The following is a 16,408-nucleotide window of genomic DNA, read 5'->3' as shown; positions in this document are numbered from 1 at the left end:
CTCGGTGTTTCGGGTCAGCGGTGGTCGACGTAGGCGACGAGTCCGCCGATGGTCAGGCCCAGCTCGCATCCGCGGTGGAAGGCTTCGTGGCGCATGCGCGGGGTGTGCTGGGCGTCGGTCATCGCGTACGGTGCGCGGATCCCCAGTTCCACGCCGCACAGGCACACGACGTAGCCGTGACGCAGGGCGGCGGCTGCCCACTCGGGGTCGTGCGGGACCCAGGTCCGGGAGTAGATCTCCCCGTCGGGCGTCCGCAGTTCCAGCCGGGAGTAGGTGTATCCGTAGCACCGCTCCAGTTTTGGCTCTTCATCGGGTATCTCGTGCAGCTCCCATCCGGGGATCGAGCACAGGTCGGAGACCTCGGGCGGTATGCGCCTCATGCCGAACAGGATGGCGCCTTCGATCTGCGGTTCCTCGGGTATGTCGTCGAGGGAGGCTCCCTCCGGCGCGATGTACCCGAAGTAGCCCACGCCCAGGGCATGCCTGAACTCGAAGAGAGCAGCGGGCATGCGGTGTGTCCGTGCGGGATCGAGGGTGACCGTGCCTTCCGCGGTCTCCAGACCCGTCAGCACACCCAGCCGCAGCGCGGGGTCGTCGCAGAACAGGATCTCCCCGAGGTCGTCGACCTGTTCGAACTGATGCCGGCTCATCTTCTTCAGCCCTCCGGTTGGTTACCGTTCCGCGTCCGCGAAGCAGACGACTCATTGTTGAACCATCCTATTGAAGGATCGTTCAACAATCCATACATTGGAACGCGTGCACCACCAGGTCGGCGGTTTCGTCGAGAGCAGGGGTGAGGGTGAGCGCGGAGGAAGCAGACCAAGGGCGAACAGGCGTGGCCTGGCGGGTGCTGGTGGGCGCCGCGAGCACCGGCGCGGCGTTGGCGCTGTGGGCGATCGTGCGCGCAGCCGTCGTCGCGCACGCCCAGTGGATCGACGTGCTGTGCGCGCTGGCGATCCTCCTCGCCTGCGTGTTCCTGGGCACGTGCCGGTACTTGGACATCCGGTGGCTGCTGTGTGCGGTGTGCCTCCTCGGGGTGCTGATCCTCCAGAACCTGGAGCTGGATCAGCAGGCACTGCACCAGCACGGGCGTACCGAACACGTCAGGGTCCGACAGATTCGGTGGTCCGCCGGCGACGGCATGGGTGACAGCGCCCACCTCTACACCGTCACCGTCCTCGACGGCCCACCGCTGGCTCCGATCGAGGAGAACGGGCTCATGGGCTGGAAGTGGGCGGTAGGCGGCACTTACACGGTGACCGTCGATCCGCAGGGCAGTGCCCCGCTCAGGCGAGGTGACAAGCCCGGGCCTCCGGTGATCCAGCAGTTCCTGCGGATCCCACTCGTCCTCGGCCTGGCCTTCGCCCTGCGGCGGCCCGCAGAGCTGCTCCTGCGCCGACAACGCGTCCCGTCAGCCGGCCCCACTCAGCCATAGGGGGCTGTCTCACCCGCTCTTGTCCCGGGAGTGTGGACGGCCGGCGTCGTCTCGGTTGACCTGGTCCCGCCCGCTGCCGTGACGACCGGCCTCAAACACGCCGACTTGTCGAGCTTCCTGTCACCCGCGGCGGTTCCAGCCCTCGTGACAAAGCGCCAACTGTCGTGTCACAGCTCATTGCGCACATTGTGGGCGCCGCAGGAGTGAAAGATGTCGCGCCCAAGTCCCAACCACCTGGCTCAATCACACCCCGGGGCGCCGCGGTGATCGCGAGCACGGGCGGCTTGCGCCGAAGGACTTCCCGGGGCGGGACCGACACCAGGGTCATCGCCTCGACCTCGACCTCGACGTCGATGCGTGCCTGGTCGCCGGGTCTGGCGCGTGCGATTGCGCGGCTGACTGCATCCCGCTGCTCGGCGGCCTCGTGCACGACATCGACCACTGACCAGGCCAAGTCCAGCACTTTTGTCGGGAGTCCCAAGCCCGAAAAGCCTCCTGGCACGAACCTGGCACGCGACAGCTGACCACAGCGGACACCAAAAAGGCCCCGGTCAATGACCTGGGCCTTCGTCATGGAGCGGGTGACGAGAATCGAACTCGCACTCTCAGCTTGGGAAGCTGATGTTCTACCACTAAACTACACCCGCGAAAAACGCCGGTTGAACCGGTGTCGGAACGCGCCGTCACTGTACCGCATGTCAGGTCCCCGGCGCTGAAGCCATAGGGGCCCGGCTGCGTTTCGTAGGGCGGACGAGGCTGCGGCGGGCCGGAGTTGGGGCGTACGGTGGAGGCGTGGAAGAGGGTCTGGGTGGGACCGGAGTGCCGCCTGGAGAGTCGTTCCTTTCATCCCGTAATGTGGCATTTGGCGTCCGGCGAGCAGCAGTCGGGCGCGGCTCTTGGGGAAGGGACTCATGGACTTGATGGAGCGCACCGTCGTCCGATGTGCCGATGGGCACGTGTTCAGTACCGCTTCGTTCCCGATGCAGCAGGCGGAGCGGCTCGGCCCCGGCCGACTCGTGAGGTGTCCGCGGTGTGCCCGGCTCCGCAGTGTGGTGCTGGTGACCTTGGAGAAGCAGTAGAAGTAGCCGTGGAACCGGCAGTAGCAGCAGGGGTATCAGCAGCGGTATCGCAGTAGTCGCTGGCGCGCGGGTCCGTCCGATTGTGGTCGGTCCGCGCGTCTTGCGTATCCTCGGGGCGTGCTTCTCTCAGACAAGGACATCCGGGCCGAGATCGACGCCGGGCGGGTCCGGATCGATCCCTACGACGAATCCATGGTGCAGCCGTCGAGTGTCGACGTGCGCCTCGACCGCTACTTCCGGGTGTTCGAGAACCACCGCTACCCCCACATCGACCCGTCCGTCGAACAGGCGGATCTGACGCGGCTGGTGGAGCCGGAGGGCGACGAGCCGTTCATCCTCCACCCCGGCGAGTTCGTGCTCGCCTCGACCTACGAGGTCGTGACCCTCCCCGACGATCTCGCCTCGCGCCTCGAAGGGAAGTCCTCCCTCGGCCGGCTCGGGCTCGTCACACACTCCACCGCGGGCTTCATCGACCCCGGTTTCTCCGGCCATGTGACGCTGGAGCTCTCCAATCTCGCGACCCTCCCGATCAAGCTCTGGCCGGGCATGAAGATCGGCCAGCTGTGCCTGTTCCAGCTCAGCTCGGCGGCCGAGTTCCCCTACGGCAGCGAGCGCTACGGCTCCCGCTACCAGGGCCAGCGCGGCCCGACAGCCTCCCGTTCCTTCCTCAACTTCCACCGGACGCAGGTGTGACCGTGGCCGGTGCGCGGGAGAACCTGACCTACGAGGCGTTCGGCGTCGCCGTGCGCGAACTCGCGCAGACCATCGCCGACGACGGCTACGAGCCCGACATCATCCTCAGCATCGCCCGCGGCGGAGTCTTCGTCGCCGGCGGCCTCGCCTACGCCCTCGACTGCAAGAACATCAGCCTCGTGAACGTCGAGTTCTACACGGGCGTGGGCACCACCCTCGACATGCCCGTCATGCTCGCGCCCGTCCCGGACGTGATCGACTTCTCCGACAAGAAGGTCCTGATCACCGACGACGTAGCCGACACCGGCAAGACCCTCAAACTGGTCCGCGACTTCTGCCTCGACGCCGTCGCCGAGGTCCGCAGCGCGGTCGTCTACGAGAAGTCGCAGTCACTGGTGAAGTGCGAGTACGTGTGGAAGCGCACCGACGAGTGGATCAACTTCCCGTGGTCCGTCGAACCGCCGGTCGTGCGCCGCACAGGCCAGGTCCTCGACGCCTGAGCGGTGGTGGCGTTTCCTACGACGGCATCTCCTACGACGGCGAAGGGCTCCCGGCGCGTACCAGGAGCCTTTCGCCGTCGTAGCGGAGAGACTGTCGTAGCCCAGGAGCCTCTAGAACGTGCCCAGTTTCACGATCGACAGCAGGGCGATGAGTTGGATCGCCGATGCGCCCAGGGCCTTCGGCCAGGGGAGGTCGTGGGAGCGGCTGACCATCATCGTGAGGAGGGCGCCGGCCGCTACCCAGGTGGCCCAGCCGAGGGCCTGGACGAAGGTCGCGTCGCCGCCGAAGAACATGGCGAAGACCAGGCGGGGGGCGTCCGTGAGGGACATGATCAGCATGGAGAGGCCGACCGTGGGCTGCCAGGCCCCGTCGCCGCCGAGCTGGCGGGCCAGGGTGTGGGTGACCACGCCCAGGACGAAGGACGACAGGACCATCGCCACGGCCGTGATCAGGACGATCGGGACCGCGTTCGCCAGGGTGGCGCCTATCGCGTCCGCGCGGGCGCCGTCGAAACCGAAGACCGCGAGCAGGCCGTAGAGGAACGTCACGATCAGGGCGGGGCCCCACATCGTGTAGTCCCGCATCTGGAGGAAGGTCTGCTGGGGGGCGAGGACGATGCCTCTCAGCAGGTCCTTCCAGTGCAGGCGGGGGCCGATCGGGCCCGTGGGCGCCTGGGCCGAGCCCGCGCGGTACGTACCGCCCTGGGTGTACGGGTCCTCCCCTACGGCGAAGGCCTGGGTGCTGCCCGGGTTGTTCGCCGCGTACGGGTCCGGGGTGCCCGGGTGGGCGCCCTGGCCGTACCCGCCGCTGCCGTCGCCGAAGTACTCCGGCTCGTCGCCGTAGGCGCCGTTGCCGCCGTTCCCCTGGGACCACTGCCGGCCGCCGCCCGCAGCGCTTCCGTACTGCGGTCGCTGCTGCGGAGCCGCGGGGTAGCCGTACGGCTGTCCCTGCGGCGCCGGGGGTGCCTGCTGCCCGTACGGAGGTTGTTGAGGGCGCGCTTGCGGGGCCCTGCCGTCCCGGCCGCCGCGTCCGATCCTGAATCCAGCCACGTCATCGAACGTACCTGGTTCCACGGAGACACGTGTCGGGCCGGGGGTTTCGGGCGGGGCTTTGCTGCCGAGCTGTGACATCCCCTAAGGGGAATCCGGTGGGATCCCTGAGGGGGTGACAGGGGCCGGGCCCGTGTCGGCCGTGGTGGTCGGTCGGCACGGGCCCGGCGGAGAAGAAGTGCAGGCCGGGGCGGGTCCTAGTCGGCGAAGAGGGAGCCGAACTGGGCTGTGCCCGAGGTGGAGACGCCCACCGAGGTCACGGAGAGGGCGCGGGAGCCGGTCGTACCGATCTTCGTGCCGGTGGAGGGCAGGTAGGTCACCGCTCCGTCGCCGCCGTCCTCGGCCTGGCCGATGATCAGGTCCGCCTTGCCGTCGCCGTTGACGTCGTCGAGCTTGACGTCCTCGCCGAACAGGTCGTTCTTCTCGTCCGTGCCGGGGACACCCGCCGTGCTCTGGGCGAAGGACTGGAGGCCGGTGGAGGTGTTGATGCCGCTCGCGGAGCCGTACATGACGGTGACCATGCCGGCGTTGGAGACGCTGCCGAGGTCCTCCGCCGGGGTGGAGACCACGAGGTCCTGGTAGCCGTCGCCGTTGACGTCACCCAGGTCCAGGTCCCAGCCGAAGCCGTCGCCCTTCTCCGAACTGCCGGGTACGTTCCCGGTGTTCTGGGTGATGCCGGTGGTCGAGGCCGGGCCGGACGCGGAACCGTAGGTGATGCTGGCCTTGCCGCCGTTCGCGGCGTCGGGGATGGTCTGGCCGTCGCTGGTGGTCGCGTCCCAGTCGGCGCCGGTGACGATGTCGCCGTAGCCGTCGCCGTTGATGTCGCCGATGCCGGTGACGATGCCCGGCTTGAGGGTCTTGACGCCCGTGACGCTCAGGCCGGTCGCGCTGCCGGGCAGGTAGTAGTTGGTGTTCCAGCCGTTGTCGGTCTGCGTCTCGTAGCCGTCGACCACCAGGTCGGTACGGCCGTCGCCGTTCACGTCACCGGCGGTGAGCTGCTCCGGGCCGTACGGGAAGCCTGAACTGCCGGGCTGGATCGGGGGTTTGACGGTGTAACGGCCGCCGGGCTGGCCGGTGGAGCTGCTGAAACCGCCCTTGTAGACGTAGAGGGTGGCGGCCGAACTGCCCACCGCCAGGTCTGCCTTGCCGTCGCCGTCGAAGTCGCCGGCCGCCAGGGACAGGCCCCAGTAGTCGTGCGAGGAGACGGCCGGGTCGGGTACGTCGCTGCTCTTGCCGGTGAGGCCGCTCGCGGAGCCCCACAGGATCGCGAGGGCGCCGCCGTCGGTGTCGGTGCCGACCTTCTCGCTCGGCGAGGCCACGGCGAGGTCGTCGTACCCGTCGCCGTTGAAGTCGGCGTACGCCGTCGCGCCGCCGAACCAGTCGCCGGCCTCGGCGGTGCCGGGCACGGTGCCGGAGTTCTGGCTGATGACAGAGCGCTTGGCGGAGGTCACGCCGGTGGCGCTGCCGTACAGCGCGACTATCTGGCCGGCGTTGGCGTGGCCGCTGACGGAGGCGCCGGGGGCCGAGGCCACGACGTCGCCGAATCCGTCGCCGTTGAAGTCGGCCTTCGCGACCTTGAACGAGTCGGCGGCGGTGGCCGTCGTCGCCGAGAGCGTGAGCAGACCGCCCGTGAGCGCGGCCGCGGCGGCCGTCGCGAGGGCGAGGCGCAGGTGCAGGTGATGCTTCTGGTGCATGCGGGGTTCTCCTGCGGCATGCGGGGGATGCGTGGCGGGCATCCGCGTCGATGGGGTGCGGACCGTCCGTGTTTGCCGGGAGTTGTCCTTGGCTTCACGGGTGGTTGGCGATCAGGAGACCTGTGGTGGTGCGCAAGGGTTGTACGTGAGTTCGGTAAATCTCTGGGGTGAGTGAGTGAGTGAGTGAGTGGGTGGGGGCGTTGGGGGCGGGTCAGGTGCGTGCGGTGATGACGACTGCCGGTGCTCAAGTCGCCGCCCTGATACGCCACTTGTGCCACTTGCGTACGCCGTGATGTGACCGTTGGGCCGCCCGCTTCTTGGTCAGTGTCGGGATTGCGGGAGCCGAGTAAAGGGCGCTCCCTGCGGTCGCGTCGGCTACGCCGATTCCGCTCCGCTCCACCCTTGACTCACCTCCCTCAATCCCGTTTCAGAAGCGAGCGGGCGGCCCCGAGGGATGGGTGGCCAGGCAAGAATCCCCCTGCCTGTACTGAGTTCCGGCCCGGCGCCCGGGGGCGCGCTCGCGTCTCGCCAGCACGCCGGGCCGGCTCAGCGGCCAACGGTGGGTGGGCGGATGAGTGGATGGGCGGACGGGTGGATGGGTGGTTGCGGGAAGCCGGGGGTAAATCTAACCACCGTAGCGGGCTGTGACCGGTTAGAAATAGACACAGCTTCCAGAGAGACCAGGGCGGGGCGGAGCCGGGGCGAGTGCGACGCGTTGACGTCTCGCCCGCACGCCGGGTCGGCTCAGCGGCTACCGGTTGGTGGGGTGCGCGGGGGTCGACCTCGGCCTCGCGAGCAACGGGCCATGGGTGACAGGCGGTGGGTTATGGGCCCTCCCTGGGCCACGGGGCGCCCGGTCCGCAGAAATGTGACAGCCGTAGCGGAAGGGGAAGCGGAAGTGTCACATTTCGCGGCCCCTCCGGCCTGGCCCCCGGGTCTCCGGTCGTGTCTGCTCTGTAGGCTGTGGTCTTTTCTAACCGGTCAGAGGTCACGACGGTGGTTAGATTTACCCCCGGCTTCCAGCACCTACCCACCCGGCGTCGGCCGCTCAAGCCGAGGCGGTGTGCGGGTCGGACGGCAGCATGCCCCCCTGCACTCTCCACTCGTGTCGCGCCTCCCACTCCACCGGCGGGTAGCCGCTAAGCCAGCCCGGCGTGCTGGCGAGACGCGAGCGCGCCCCTTCGCACCGGCCGGCAACACGGTTCAGGCAAGGGGGTCCCTACCTGGCCACCCGTTCCTCCGGGCCGCTCGCTCGCTTCTGAAACGGGCTGGAGCGGCCCTAGTCAAGGGTGGCCCGCAGGGCCATCGCCGAAGGCGACGCGACCGTAGGGAGCGCCCTTTACTCGGGCCGTGGAAGCACGACACTGGCCAAGAAGCGAGTGGCCCAACGTCCACGTATCAAGTCGCGTTCGCCTTCCCGATGTCGTGCTTTGGAGACGTCGGAGGAGGCAGAGGGGGCGGTTGGGGTGGGGTCAGGCCCAGGGTTCTTCCAGGCGGGGCTTGGTGGTCGGCTCGTGGCGGTTCGCCAGCAGGCCGCCCGCCGCGCCCAGGGAGACCAGGCCCATGCCCGCCGCGGTCGCGATGCCCTTGACGCCGTCCATGGAGAGGTAACAGAACGCGGCCACACCGCCGTTGAAGAGGAACAGGAACCACAGCGTCGACCGCTTCGACAGGAACGCCTTGATCTTCGGCTTCTTCGCTATGCGCGAGCCGGCCAGGAGCGAGACGGCGATACCGGTGTAGGTGGCGGCGTTCTTCGCCGTACCGTCCAGCACCGCCCCGGAGGCCGTGCTCGCGGCGAGGCCGCCGACGAAGAACGACCAGAGCAGGAGGTTGGCGCCGAGCGACTTCAGGGTGGCCAGCAGCGACTTCACGGGAGTTCCTTCGGAGGGGATCGGAGGCATCGGAGAGGGGCGTGATCTCTGGCCTCTACGATTCCGTCGCGCGCTCGCCGTCACGAGGGACCGTTCTCCCGGATCAGGGGTGTAGCCCGCTACACCCCTCCCCCTACGACGACGGCGCCCCGCACCCTTCGAGGAGGGTGCGGGGCGCCGTCGTAGCGGATCGGGCCTTACTTCACCGGCTGGGGTTCCGGGGCGTTCTCCGGTTCCGCGGTGCCTGCCGGGGGCTCGTCGTCCGACGGCTTCCTGACCGAGTCCAGGAGGAGTTGGGCCACGTCGACCACCTGGATCGATTCCTTGGCCTTGCCGTCGTTCTTCTTGCCGTTGACCGAGTCGGTGAGCATGACCAGGCAGAAGGGGCAGGCCGTTGAGACGATGTCCGGGTTCAGGGAGAGGGCTTCGTCCACGCGTTCGTTGTTGATGCGCTTGCCGATGCGCTCTTCCATCCACATGCGTGCGCCGCCGGCGCCGCAGCAGAAGCCGCGTTCCTTGTGGCGGTGCATCTCCTCGTTGCGGAGGCCGGGGACGCTGGCGATGATCTCGCGCGGGGGCGTGTAGATCTTGTTGTGGCGGCCCAGGTAGCAGGGGTCGTGGTAGGTGATGATGCCCTCGACCGGGGTGACCGGGACCAACTTGCCCTCGTCGACGAGGTGTTGGAGCAGCTGGGTGTGGTGGATGACCTCGTAGTCGCCGCCGAGCTGCGGGTACTCGTTGCCGATGGTGTTCAGACAGTGCGGGCACGTTGCGACGATCTTCTTCGCCGACTTCGGCTTCGCGGACTCGGCTACGACCTTGCCGTCGTCGTCCAGTTCCTCGCCGAACGCCATGTTCAGGGCCATGACGTTCTCCATGCCGAGTTCCTGGAACAGGGGCTCGTTGCCGAGCCTCCGTGCCGAGTCGCCCGTGCACTTCTCGTCGCCGCCCATGATCGCGAACTTGACGCCCGCGATGTGCAGGAGTTCCGCGAAGGCCTTCGTCGTCTTCTTGGCGCGGTCTTCCAGCGCGCCCGCGCAGCCGACCCAGTACAGGTACTCGACCTCGGTGAGGTCCTCGATGTCCTGGCCGACGACCGGGACCTCGAACTCGACCTCCTTGAGCCACTCCAGGCGCTGCTTCTTCGCCAGGCCCCAGGGGTTGCCCTTCTTCTCCAGGTTCTTGAGCATCGTCCCGGCCTCGGACGGGAACGCGCTCTCGATCATCACCTGGTAGCGGCGCATGTCGACGATGTGGTCGACGTGCTCGATGTCCACCGGGCACTGCTCGACGCAGGCGCCGCAGGTGGTGCAGGACCATAGGACGTCCGGGTCGATGACGCCGTTCTCTTCGAGCGTGCCGATCAGCGGGCGTTCGGCCTCCGCGAGGGCGGCGGCGGGGACGCCTGCGAGCTGCTCCTCCGTCGCCTTCTCCTCGCCCTCCATCGACTTGCCGCCGCCCGCCAGCAGGTACGGGGCCTTGGCGTGCGCGTGGTCGCGGAGGGACATGATCAGGAGCTTGGGGGACAGGGGCTTGCCCGTGTTCCAGGCGGGGCACTGCGACTGGCAGCGACCGCACTCCGTGCACGTGGAGAAGTCCAGCAGGCCCTTCCAGGAGAACTGCTCGACCTGGGAGACGCCGAAGACGTCGTCGTCGCCCGGGTCGGTGAAGTCGATCGGCTTGCCGCCCGACGTCATCGGGAGCAGGGCGCCGAGCGAGGTCTCGCCGGTCGCGTTGCGCTTGAACCAGATGTTCGGGAACGCCAGGAAGCGGTGCCAGGCGACGCCCATGTCCGTCTTCAGGGCGACCGTGATCATCCAGATGAAGGAGGTCGCGATCTTCACGCCCGCGAAGAGGTACGTGAGGTTCTGGAGTGTGGAGACGTCCAGGTGCTCCAGGGCCGACACCACGGGGTACGAGATGAAGAAGGACGCCTCGTAGGCGTCGACGTGGTGCTGGGCGCCTTCGAGCGCGTGCAGCATGAAGATGCAGACGCCGACGATGAGGATGACGGCCTCGACGAAGTACGCCTGGCCGAAGTTCGAGCCGGCGAAACGGGACTTGCGGCCTGGCTTGTTCGGCTTGCTCAGCTGGCGGATCACGATCAGGGCGAGGATGCCGAGGACCGTCATCGTGCCGATGAACTCGACGAAGACGTTGTACGGCGCCCACTCACCGATGACCGGCAGCAGCCAGTCGGCCTGGAAGAGCTGGCCGATGGCGTTGACGATCGTCAGCAGCAGCGAGAAGAAGCCCACCGCCACGAACCAGTGTGCGACGCCGACGACACCCCAGCGGTTCATCCGGGTGTGGCCGAGGAACTCCTTGGCCACGGTGAGGGTGCGCTGCACGGGCTCGTCGGTGCGGGTGCCCGCTGGCACGTTCTGGCCGAGTCGCATGAAGGTGTAGATCTGTAGGACGGCGCGGGCGAACAGCGCCACACCGACCACGATCAGTACCAGCGACACGATGATCGCGGCGAGTTGCATTTCAGGGCTCCTCGGGCCTGCGAGGGGTCATGGCATTACCACCCAGCACATTACTAAGCGGTAACTTAATCGGTTCGACCGAGACTACCCCTATCCTGCGTCGCACTGTAGCCAGCCGTGCGGTGATGTGTGTCGCTGAGGGTTGCCTAAAAAGACCTGCTCCGGGCTTGTTCCCGAGCTTGTTACGGTCTGATCGTGTTATTCGTACTGAATTGGTACATTTGCGTCTAATTTGGATCCGTGCTCTACGGGATTCTCGCCGCCACGACCGCCCTGCTCCTCTCCGCCCTCCTCACCGCACTGCTCCGGGTGCCCGCACTGCGGGCGCGGATCGTCGACCGCAGACGGCGGACGCGTCCGGTACCGCTGCTCGGGGGACTCGCCGTCGTGCTCGCCGTCGTCTCGGTGACCTGGGCGTGCCACTGGACCGGCGTCGCCCCGCTCGGCGACGGGGTCGGCGGACTGCTCGGCGCCGGGTCCGCCGTGGCCGCGCTCGGGCTCGTCGCCGACGTGTGGCGGCTGAAGACGCGGTTCCTCGTCCTCGGTACGGCCGTGGCGGCGGCCTGTGTCGTGCCGTACGGCGAGATCGGGGTGCCCGGTGGAGTGTTGGCCGCGGTCTGGATCGTGTTCGTCGCCGGCGCCTTCAAGGGGCTCGATCACGCCGACGGGCTCGCCGGGACCGTGGGCGTGATCACCGCCTTCGGGGTCGGGGCCTGCGCCGCGATGGAAGTGATGGACGGGTTCGCGGTGTTGCTGAGTGTGCTGGCCGCCGCGCTCACCGGGTTCCTGATGCGCAACTGGCATCCCGCGCGGATCGCGCTCGGCGCGTGCGGGTCGCTGTTCACGGGGTTCGTGCTCGCCTCGGCCGCCGTGGTCACGCAGGCCGGGCGCGGGTTCGCGTCCAGTGTGGGGGTGTTGTTCGCGCTCACCGCCGTCGCGAGTGCGGATGCCGTACTGGTGTTGCTGTCGCGACGGCTGGCCGGGCGGGCGTTGCTGCGGGGCGGGCCCGACCATCTCGCCCATCGGCTGCGGCGGTTGGGGCTCACTCCGCAGGGGGCGGTGGTGGTCCTGGCCGTCGGGGGGTTCTCCGGAGTGCTCGTCGGGGTGCTCGTGAACAACGGGTGGGTGGGTGAATCCGCCGTCGTGTGGGTGGCGGGCGGGGCCCTGGTGGTCGTGTTCGGACTGCTTAAAGTCACTGTCTACGGGGCGAGGCGTGCCGCGTCCACGCAGGTCAGGGCGCAGTTGCGTGTAAGGAACGGATAAGAGTTGAGCCTGGTCGACTCAGCTCTGTTGACCCAGCGGTGAGTGTCGTGCACACTTGAGTCCGTTCCACTCAAGTCATTGCTGGAGGAATCAACCATGGCACGTGCGGTCGGCATCGACCTGGGCACGACTAACTCCGTCGTCAGCGTTCTTGAAGGCGGCGAGCCCACCGTCATCACCAACGCAGAGGGCGCCAGGACCACGCCGTCCGTCGTCGCCTTCGCCAAGAACGGCGAGGTGCTCGTCGGAGAGGTGGCCAAGCGCCAGGCGGTCACGAACGTTGACCGGACCATCCGTTCCGTGAAGCGTCACATGGGCACGGACTGGAAGATCGAGCTGGACGGCAAGAGCTTCAACCCGCAGCAGATGAGCGCCTTCATCCTGCAGAAGCTGAAGCGCGACGCCGAGGCCTACCTGGGCGAGAAGGTGGCCGACGCGGTCATCACCGTCCCGGCGTACTTCAACGACTCCGAGCGTCAGGCGACGAAGGAGGCCGGCGAGATCGCGGGCCTGAACGTCCTGCGCATCGTGAACGAGCCGACCGCCGCGGCGCTGGCGTACGGCCTCGACAAGGACGACCAGACGATCCTCGTCTTCGACCTCGGTGGCGGCACCTTCGACGTGTCCCTCCTGGAGATCGGCGACGGCGTCGTCGAGGTGAAGGCCACGAACGGCGACAACCACCTCGGTGGTGACGACTGGGACCAGCGGGTCGTCGACTACCTGGTGAAGCAGTTCGCGTCCGGCCACGGCGTGGACCTGGGCAAGGACAAGATGGCCCTCCAGCGTCTCCGTGAGGCTGCCGAGAAGGCCAAGATCGAGCTGTCGAGCTCCACCGAGACCTCGATCAACCTGCCCTACATCACGGCGTCCGCCGAGGGCCCGCTGCACCTGGACGAGAAGCTCACCCGCGCCCAGTTCCAGCAGCTGACGGCCGACCTGCTGGAGCGCTGCAAGACGCCGTTCCACAACGTCATCAAGGACGCCGGCATCTCGATCAACGAGATCGACCACGTCGTCCTCGTCGGTGGCTCCACCCGTATGCCGGCCGTCGCCGAGATCGTCAAGGAGCTGACCGCCGGCCAGGACGCCAACAAGGGCGTCAACCCGGACGAGGTCGTCGCCATCGGCGCGTCCCTCCAGGCCGGTGTCCTCAAGGGTGAGGTCAAGGACGTCCTGCTCCTCGACGTCACCCCGCTGTCCCTCGGTATCGAGACCAAGGGAGGGATCATGACCAAGCTCATCGAGCGCAACACCACGATCCCGACCAAGCGGTCCGAGATCTTCACCACCGCCGAGGACAACCAGCCCTCCGTGCAGATCCAGGTCTACCAGGGCGAGCGCGAGATCGCGGCGTACAACAAGAAGCTCGGGATGTTCGAGCTGACCGGTCTGCCGCCGGCCCCGCGCGGTGTCCCGCAGATCGAGGTCTCCTTCGACATCGACGCCAACGGCATCATGCACGTCACGGCCAAGGACCTCGGCACCGGCAAGGAGCAGAAGATGACCGTCACCGGCGGCTCCTCGCTGCCGAAGGACGAGGTCGACCGCATGCGCCAGGAGGCCGAGCAGTACGCGGACGAGGACCACCGTCGCCGCGAGGCCGCCGAGTCCCGCAACCAGGGCGAGCAGCTCGTCTACCAGACGGAGAAGTTCCTCAAGGACAACGAGGACAAGGTCCCCGGCGAGGTCAAGACCGAGGTCGAGGCCGCCGTAGAGGAGCTGAAGGCCGCGCTGAAGGGCGAGGACACCGCCGAGATCCGTACGGCCACCGAGAAGGTCTCCGCCGTCTCCCAGAAGGTCGGCCAGGCCATGTACGCCGACGCGCAGGCCGCGCAGGCCGCGGGCGGCGACGCCCCGGGTGCCGAGGCGCCCAAGGCGGACGACGACGTGGTGGACGCCGAGATCGTGGACGACGAGCGCAAGGACGGTGCCGCGTGACGGAGGAGACTCCGGGCTTCGACGAGAAGCCCGACGTCCCCTCCGGCGCCACCCCCGACGACGCCGAGCCGCAGGCCGCCTCCCCCTCCAGTAGTGGGGAGGGGGCGGCCCCGGCAGGGGACGCAAGTGCACAGATCGCCGGTCTGACGGCCCAGCTGGACCAGGTGCGCAAGGCGCTCGAAGAGCGCACCGCGGACCTCCAGCGGCTCCAGGCCGAGTTCCAGAACTACCGCCGCCGGGTCGAGCGGGACCGCATCGCGGTCAAGGAGATCGCCGTGGCGAACCTCCTGACCGAGCTGATGCCCACCCTCGACGACATCGGCCGCGCGCGGGAACACGGCGAACTCGTCGGCGGTTTCAAGTCGGTGGCGGAATCCCTGGAGACCGCCGCGGCGAAGATGGGACTGCAGCAGTTCGGCAAGGAGGGCGAGCCCTTCGACCCGACGATCCACGAGGCCCTCATGCACTCGTACGCGCCGGACGTCACCGAGACGACCTGCGTCGCGATCCTTCAGCCCGGGTACCGCATCGGCGAGCGCACCATCCGCCCCGCGCGGGTGGCCGTCGCCGAGCCGCAGCCCGGCGCCACGGGGACCGGCAAGGCGGAGGACGAGTCCGAGGCCGCCGACGAGAAGGACAACGGCCCTGAAGAGGGCTGACGCACCGAGCGAAGAGAAGGAGGGGCGTCGAGGATGAGCACCAAGGACTTCATCGAGAAGGACTACTACAAGGTCCTCGGCGTCCCCAAGGACGCCACCGAGGCCGAGATCAAGAAGGCGTACCGGAAGCTCGCCCGCGAGTTCCACCCGGACGCCAACAAGGGCAACGCCAAGGCCGAGGAGCGCTTCAAGGAGATCTCCGAGGCCCACGACATCCTCGGTGACCCCAAGAAGCGCAAGGAGTACGACGAGGCCCGCGCCCTGTTCGGCAACGGCGGCTTCCGCCCGGGGCCGGGCGGCGCGGGCGGCGGCAACTTCAACTTCGACCTGGGCGACCTCTTCGGAGGCGGCGCCCAGGGCGGCGGTGGCGCCGGGGGAGCCGGCGGCTTCGGCGGCGGGATCGGTGACGTCTTCGGGGGCCTGTTCAACCGCGGCGGCACGGGCACGACCCGTACGCAGCCCCGGCGCGGCCAGGACATCGAGTCCGAGGTCACGCTCAGCTTCACGGAGGCCATCGAAGGGGCCACGGTCCCGCTGCGGATGTCCTCGCAGCAGCCCTGCAAGGCCTGTTCGGGCACCGGCGACAAGAACGGCACACCGCGCGTGTGCCCGACCTGCGTCGGCACCGGCCAGGTCGCGCGCGGCTCCGGCGGCGGCTTCTCGCTCACGGACCCGTGCCCGGACTGCAAGGGCCGCGGCCTGATCGCCGAGCACCCCTGCATGGACTGCAAGGGCAGCGGGCGCGCCAAGTCGTCCCGGACCATGCAGGTCCGGATCCCCGCGGGGGTCACGGACGGCCAGCGCATCCGGCTGCGCGGCAAGGGCGCTCCGGGTGAACGGGGCGGTCCCGGGGGCGACTTGTACGTCATGGTGCACGTCGACGCGCACCCCGTGTTCGGCCGCAAGGAGGACAACCTCACGGTGACGGTCCCGGTGACGTTCGCCGAGGCGGCACTGGGCGGCGAGGTCAGGGTGCCCACCCTGGGCGGGCCCCCGGTGACGCTGAAGCTGCCCCCGGGCACGCCCAACGGCCGCACGATGCGCGCCCGCGGCAAGGGCGCGGTCCGCAAGGACGGCACCCGGGGTGACCTCCTTGTGACCGTCGAGGTGAGTGTCCCGAAGGACGTCACGGGGAATGCTCGTGACGCACTGGAGGCGTATCGAGAGGCGACCGCGGGCGAGGACCCGCGGGCGGAGCTGTTCCAGGCCGCGAAGGGAGCATGAGAGTGATGGACGGCCGTCGACGCAACCCGTACGAGCTGACCGAGGAGACCCCGGTCTACGTCATCTCGGTGGCGGCCCAGCTCTCCGGCCTGCACCCGCAGACGCTGCGCCAGTACGACCGCCTCGGCCTGGTCTCCCCGGACCGCACGGCCGGGCGCGGTCGCCGTTACTCGGCCCGCGACATCGAACTGCTGCGCACCGTCCAGCAGTTGTCGCAGACCGAGGGCATCAACCTGGCCGGCATCAAGCGCATCATCGAGCTGGAGAACCAGGTGGTCGCGCTCCAGCAGCGCGTCGCCGAGCTCCAGTCGGCGGTCGAGGGCGCGGCGGCGACGATGCAGCAGCGCGAGGCCGCGGTGCACGCGTCGTACCGGCGCGACCTGGTCCCGTACCAGGAGGTCCAGCAGACCAGCGCGCTGGTGGTGTGGCGGCCGAAGCGGCAGCAGTCCTCGGACTGACGTCCACTCACTCGCGAAAGGGGCCCGGAGGTTCAACCTCCGGGCCCCT

At 68.5% G+C, this 16,408-nt stretch carries 13 protein-coding genes and 1 tRNA gene; 8 read left to right on the top strand and 6 right to left on the bottom strand.

Annotated features, from left to right (window positions below):
* Positions 1-14: 14 nt before the first annotated feature.
* Positions 15-650, bottom strand: a complete 636-nt coding sequence (locus OG194_RS22015; RefSeq protein ID WP_327402532.1) for a hypothetical protein — start codon at positions 648-650, stop codon at positions 15-17.
* Positions 651-835: 185 nt separating this feature from the next.
* On the opposite strand from OG194_RS22015, the gene OG194_RS22010 reads away from it, so the two are divergent.
* The gene (locus tag OG194_RS22010; RefSeq protein WP_327402531.1) at positions 836-1,435 is read left to right on the top strand and encodes a hypothetical protein; all 600 of its coding nucleotides are present in this window, start codon (positions 836-838) and stop codon (positions 1,433-1,435) included.
* A gap of 573 nt (positions 1,436-2,008) precedes the next feature.
* Here the strand turns inward: OG194_RS22010 and OG194_RS22005 are convergent.
* Positions 2,009-2,082, bottom strand: a tRNA-Gly gene (locus tag OG194_RS22005).
* A gap of 549 nt (positions 2,083-2,631) precedes the next feature.
* On the opposite strand from OG194_RS22005, the gene dcd reads away from it, so the two are divergent.
* Positions 2,632-3,207 (top strand): dCTP deaminase, encoded by a 576-nt coding sequence (dcd, locus tag OG194_RS22000; RefSeq protein WP_318017687.1) that lies wholly within the window; start codon positions 2,632-2,634, stop codon positions 3,205-3,207.
* Between the two features lie 2 nt (positions 3,208-3,209).
* Positions 3,210-3,707, top strand: a complete 498-nt coding sequence (locus OG194_RS21995; RefSeq protein WP_327402530.1) for a phosphoribosyltransferase — start codon at positions 3,210-3,212, stop codon at positions 3,705-3,707.
* A gap of 111 nt (positions 3,708-3,818) precedes the next feature.
* Here OG194_RS21995 and OG194_RS21990 read toward each other — a convergent pair whose 3' ends face one another.
* The 4 genes from OG194_RS21990 to OG194_RS21975 form a co-directional block, all read right to left on the bottom strand.
* Positions 3,819-4,838 carry a Yip1 family protein gene (locus tag OG194_RS21990; protein ID WP_327402529.1) on the bottom strand — a complete coding sequence of 340 codons (1,020 nt, stop codon included), beginning with the start codon at positions 4,836-4,838 and terminating at the stop codon, positions 3,819-3,821.
* 116 nt (positions 4,839-4,954) lie between these two features.
* On the bottom strand, positions 4,955-6,451 hold the full coding sequence (locus tag OG194_RS21985; RefSeq protein WP_327402528.1) for an FG-GAP and VCBS repeat-containing protein: 1,497 nt from the start codon (positions 6,449-6,451) through the stop codon (positions 4,955-4,957).
* A 1,472-nt stretch (positions 6,452-7,923) separates the two neighbouring features.
* A complete protein-coding gene (locus OG194_RS21980) occupies positions 7,924-8,325 on the bottom strand; it encodes a hypothetical protein (RefSeq protein WP_327402527.1) in 402 nt (133 codons plus the stop codon).
* Between the two features lie 197 nt (positions 8,326-8,522).
* Positions 8,523-10,814, bottom strand: a complete 2,292-nt coding sequence (locus OG194_RS21975) for a (Fe-S)-binding protein (RefSeq protein ID WP_327402526.1) — start codon at positions 10,812-10,814, stop codon at positions 8,523-8,525.
* A 240-nt stretch (positions 10,815-11,054) separates the two neighbouring features.
* On the opposite strand from OG194_RS21975, the gene OG194_RS21970 reads away from it, so the two are divergent.
* The 5 genes from OG194_RS21970 to OG194_RS21950 all read left to right on the top strand — a co-directional run bounded on the left by OG194_RS21970 (position 11,055) and on the right by OG194_RS21950 (position 16,359).
* The gene (locus tag OG194_RS21970; RefSeq protein WP_327402525.1) at positions 11,055-12,077 is read left to right on the top strand and encodes an MraY family glycosyltransferase; all 1,023 of its coding nucleotides are present in this window, start codon (positions 11,055-11,057) and stop codon (positions 12,075-12,077) included.
* 96 nt (positions 12,078-12,173) lie between these two features.
* A complete protein-coding gene (gene dnaK / locus OG194_RS21965; RefSeq protein ID WP_327402524.1) occupies positions 12,174-14,018 on the top strand; it encodes a molecular chaperone DnaK in 1,845 nt (614 codons plus the stop codon).
* On the top strand, positions 14,015-14,677 hold the full coding sequence (gene grpE, locus OG194_RS21960; RefSeq protein WP_327402523.1) for a nucleotide exchange factor GrpE: 663 nt from the start codon (positions 14,015-14,017) through the stop codon (positions 14,675-14,677). Before dnaK ends, grpE begins: the two co-directional genes overlap by 4 nt.
* A 33-nt stretch (positions 14,678-14,710) precedes the next feature.
* The gene (gene dnaJ / locus OG194_RS21955; RefSeq protein ID WP_327402522.1) at positions 14,711-15,901 is read left to right on the top strand and encodes a molecular chaperone DnaJ; all 1,191 of its coding nucleotides are present in this window, start codon (positions 14,711-14,713) and stop codon (positions 15,899-15,901) included.
* Positions 15,902-15,906: 5 nt separating this feature from the next.
* The gene (locus OG194_RS21950) at positions 15,907-16,359 is read left to right on the top strand and encodes a heat shock protein transcriptional repressor HspR (protein ID WP_033284884.1); all 453 of its coding nucleotides are present in this window, start codon (positions 15,907-15,909) and stop codon (positions 16,357-16,359) included.
* The last annotated feature ends 49 nt before the right edge of the window (positions 16,360-16,408 follow it).

The organism is Streptomyces sp. NBC_01288, from assembly GCF_035982055.1.
In the GTDB taxonomy this organism is placed as follows: Bacteria; Actinomycetota; Actinomycetes; order Streptomycetales; family Streptomycetaceae; genus Streptomyces.
This window is presented reverse-complemented; position numbering and strand designations above follow the sequence as displayed.

What these genes read in the sequence shown, in the direction of transcription:
- OG194_RS22015 (WP_327402532.1), bottom strand. Translation starts at nt 650, where the DNA reads ATGAGCCGGCATCAGTTCGAACAGGTCGACGACCTCGGGGAGATCCTG.
- OG194_RS21990 (WP_327402529.1), bottom strand. Translation starts at nt 4,838, where the DNA reads ATGTCACAGCTCGGCAGCAAAGCCCCGCCCGAAACCCCCGGCCCGACA.
- OG194_RS21985 (WP_327402528.1), bottom strand. Translation starts at nt 6,451, where the DNA reads ATGCACCAGAAGCATCACCTGCACCTGCGCCTCGCCCTCGCGACGGCC.
- OG194_RS21975 (WP_327402526.1), bottom strand. Translation starts at nt 10,814, where the DNA reads ATGCAACTCGCCGCGATCATCGTGTCGCTGGTACTGATCGTGGTCGGT.
- dnaK (WP_327402524.1), top strand. Translation starts at nt 12,174, where the DNA reads ATGGCACGTGCGGTCGGCATCGACCTGGGCACGACTAACTCCGTCGTC.
- dnaJ (WP_327402522.1), top strand. Translation starts at nt 14,711, where the DNA reads ATGAGCACCAAGGACTTCATCGAGAAGGACTACTACAAGGTCCTCGGC.
- OG194_RS21950 (WP_033284884.1), top strand. Translation starts at nt 15,907, where the DNA reads ATGGACGGCCGTCGACGCAACCCGTACGAGCTGACCGAGGAGACCCCG.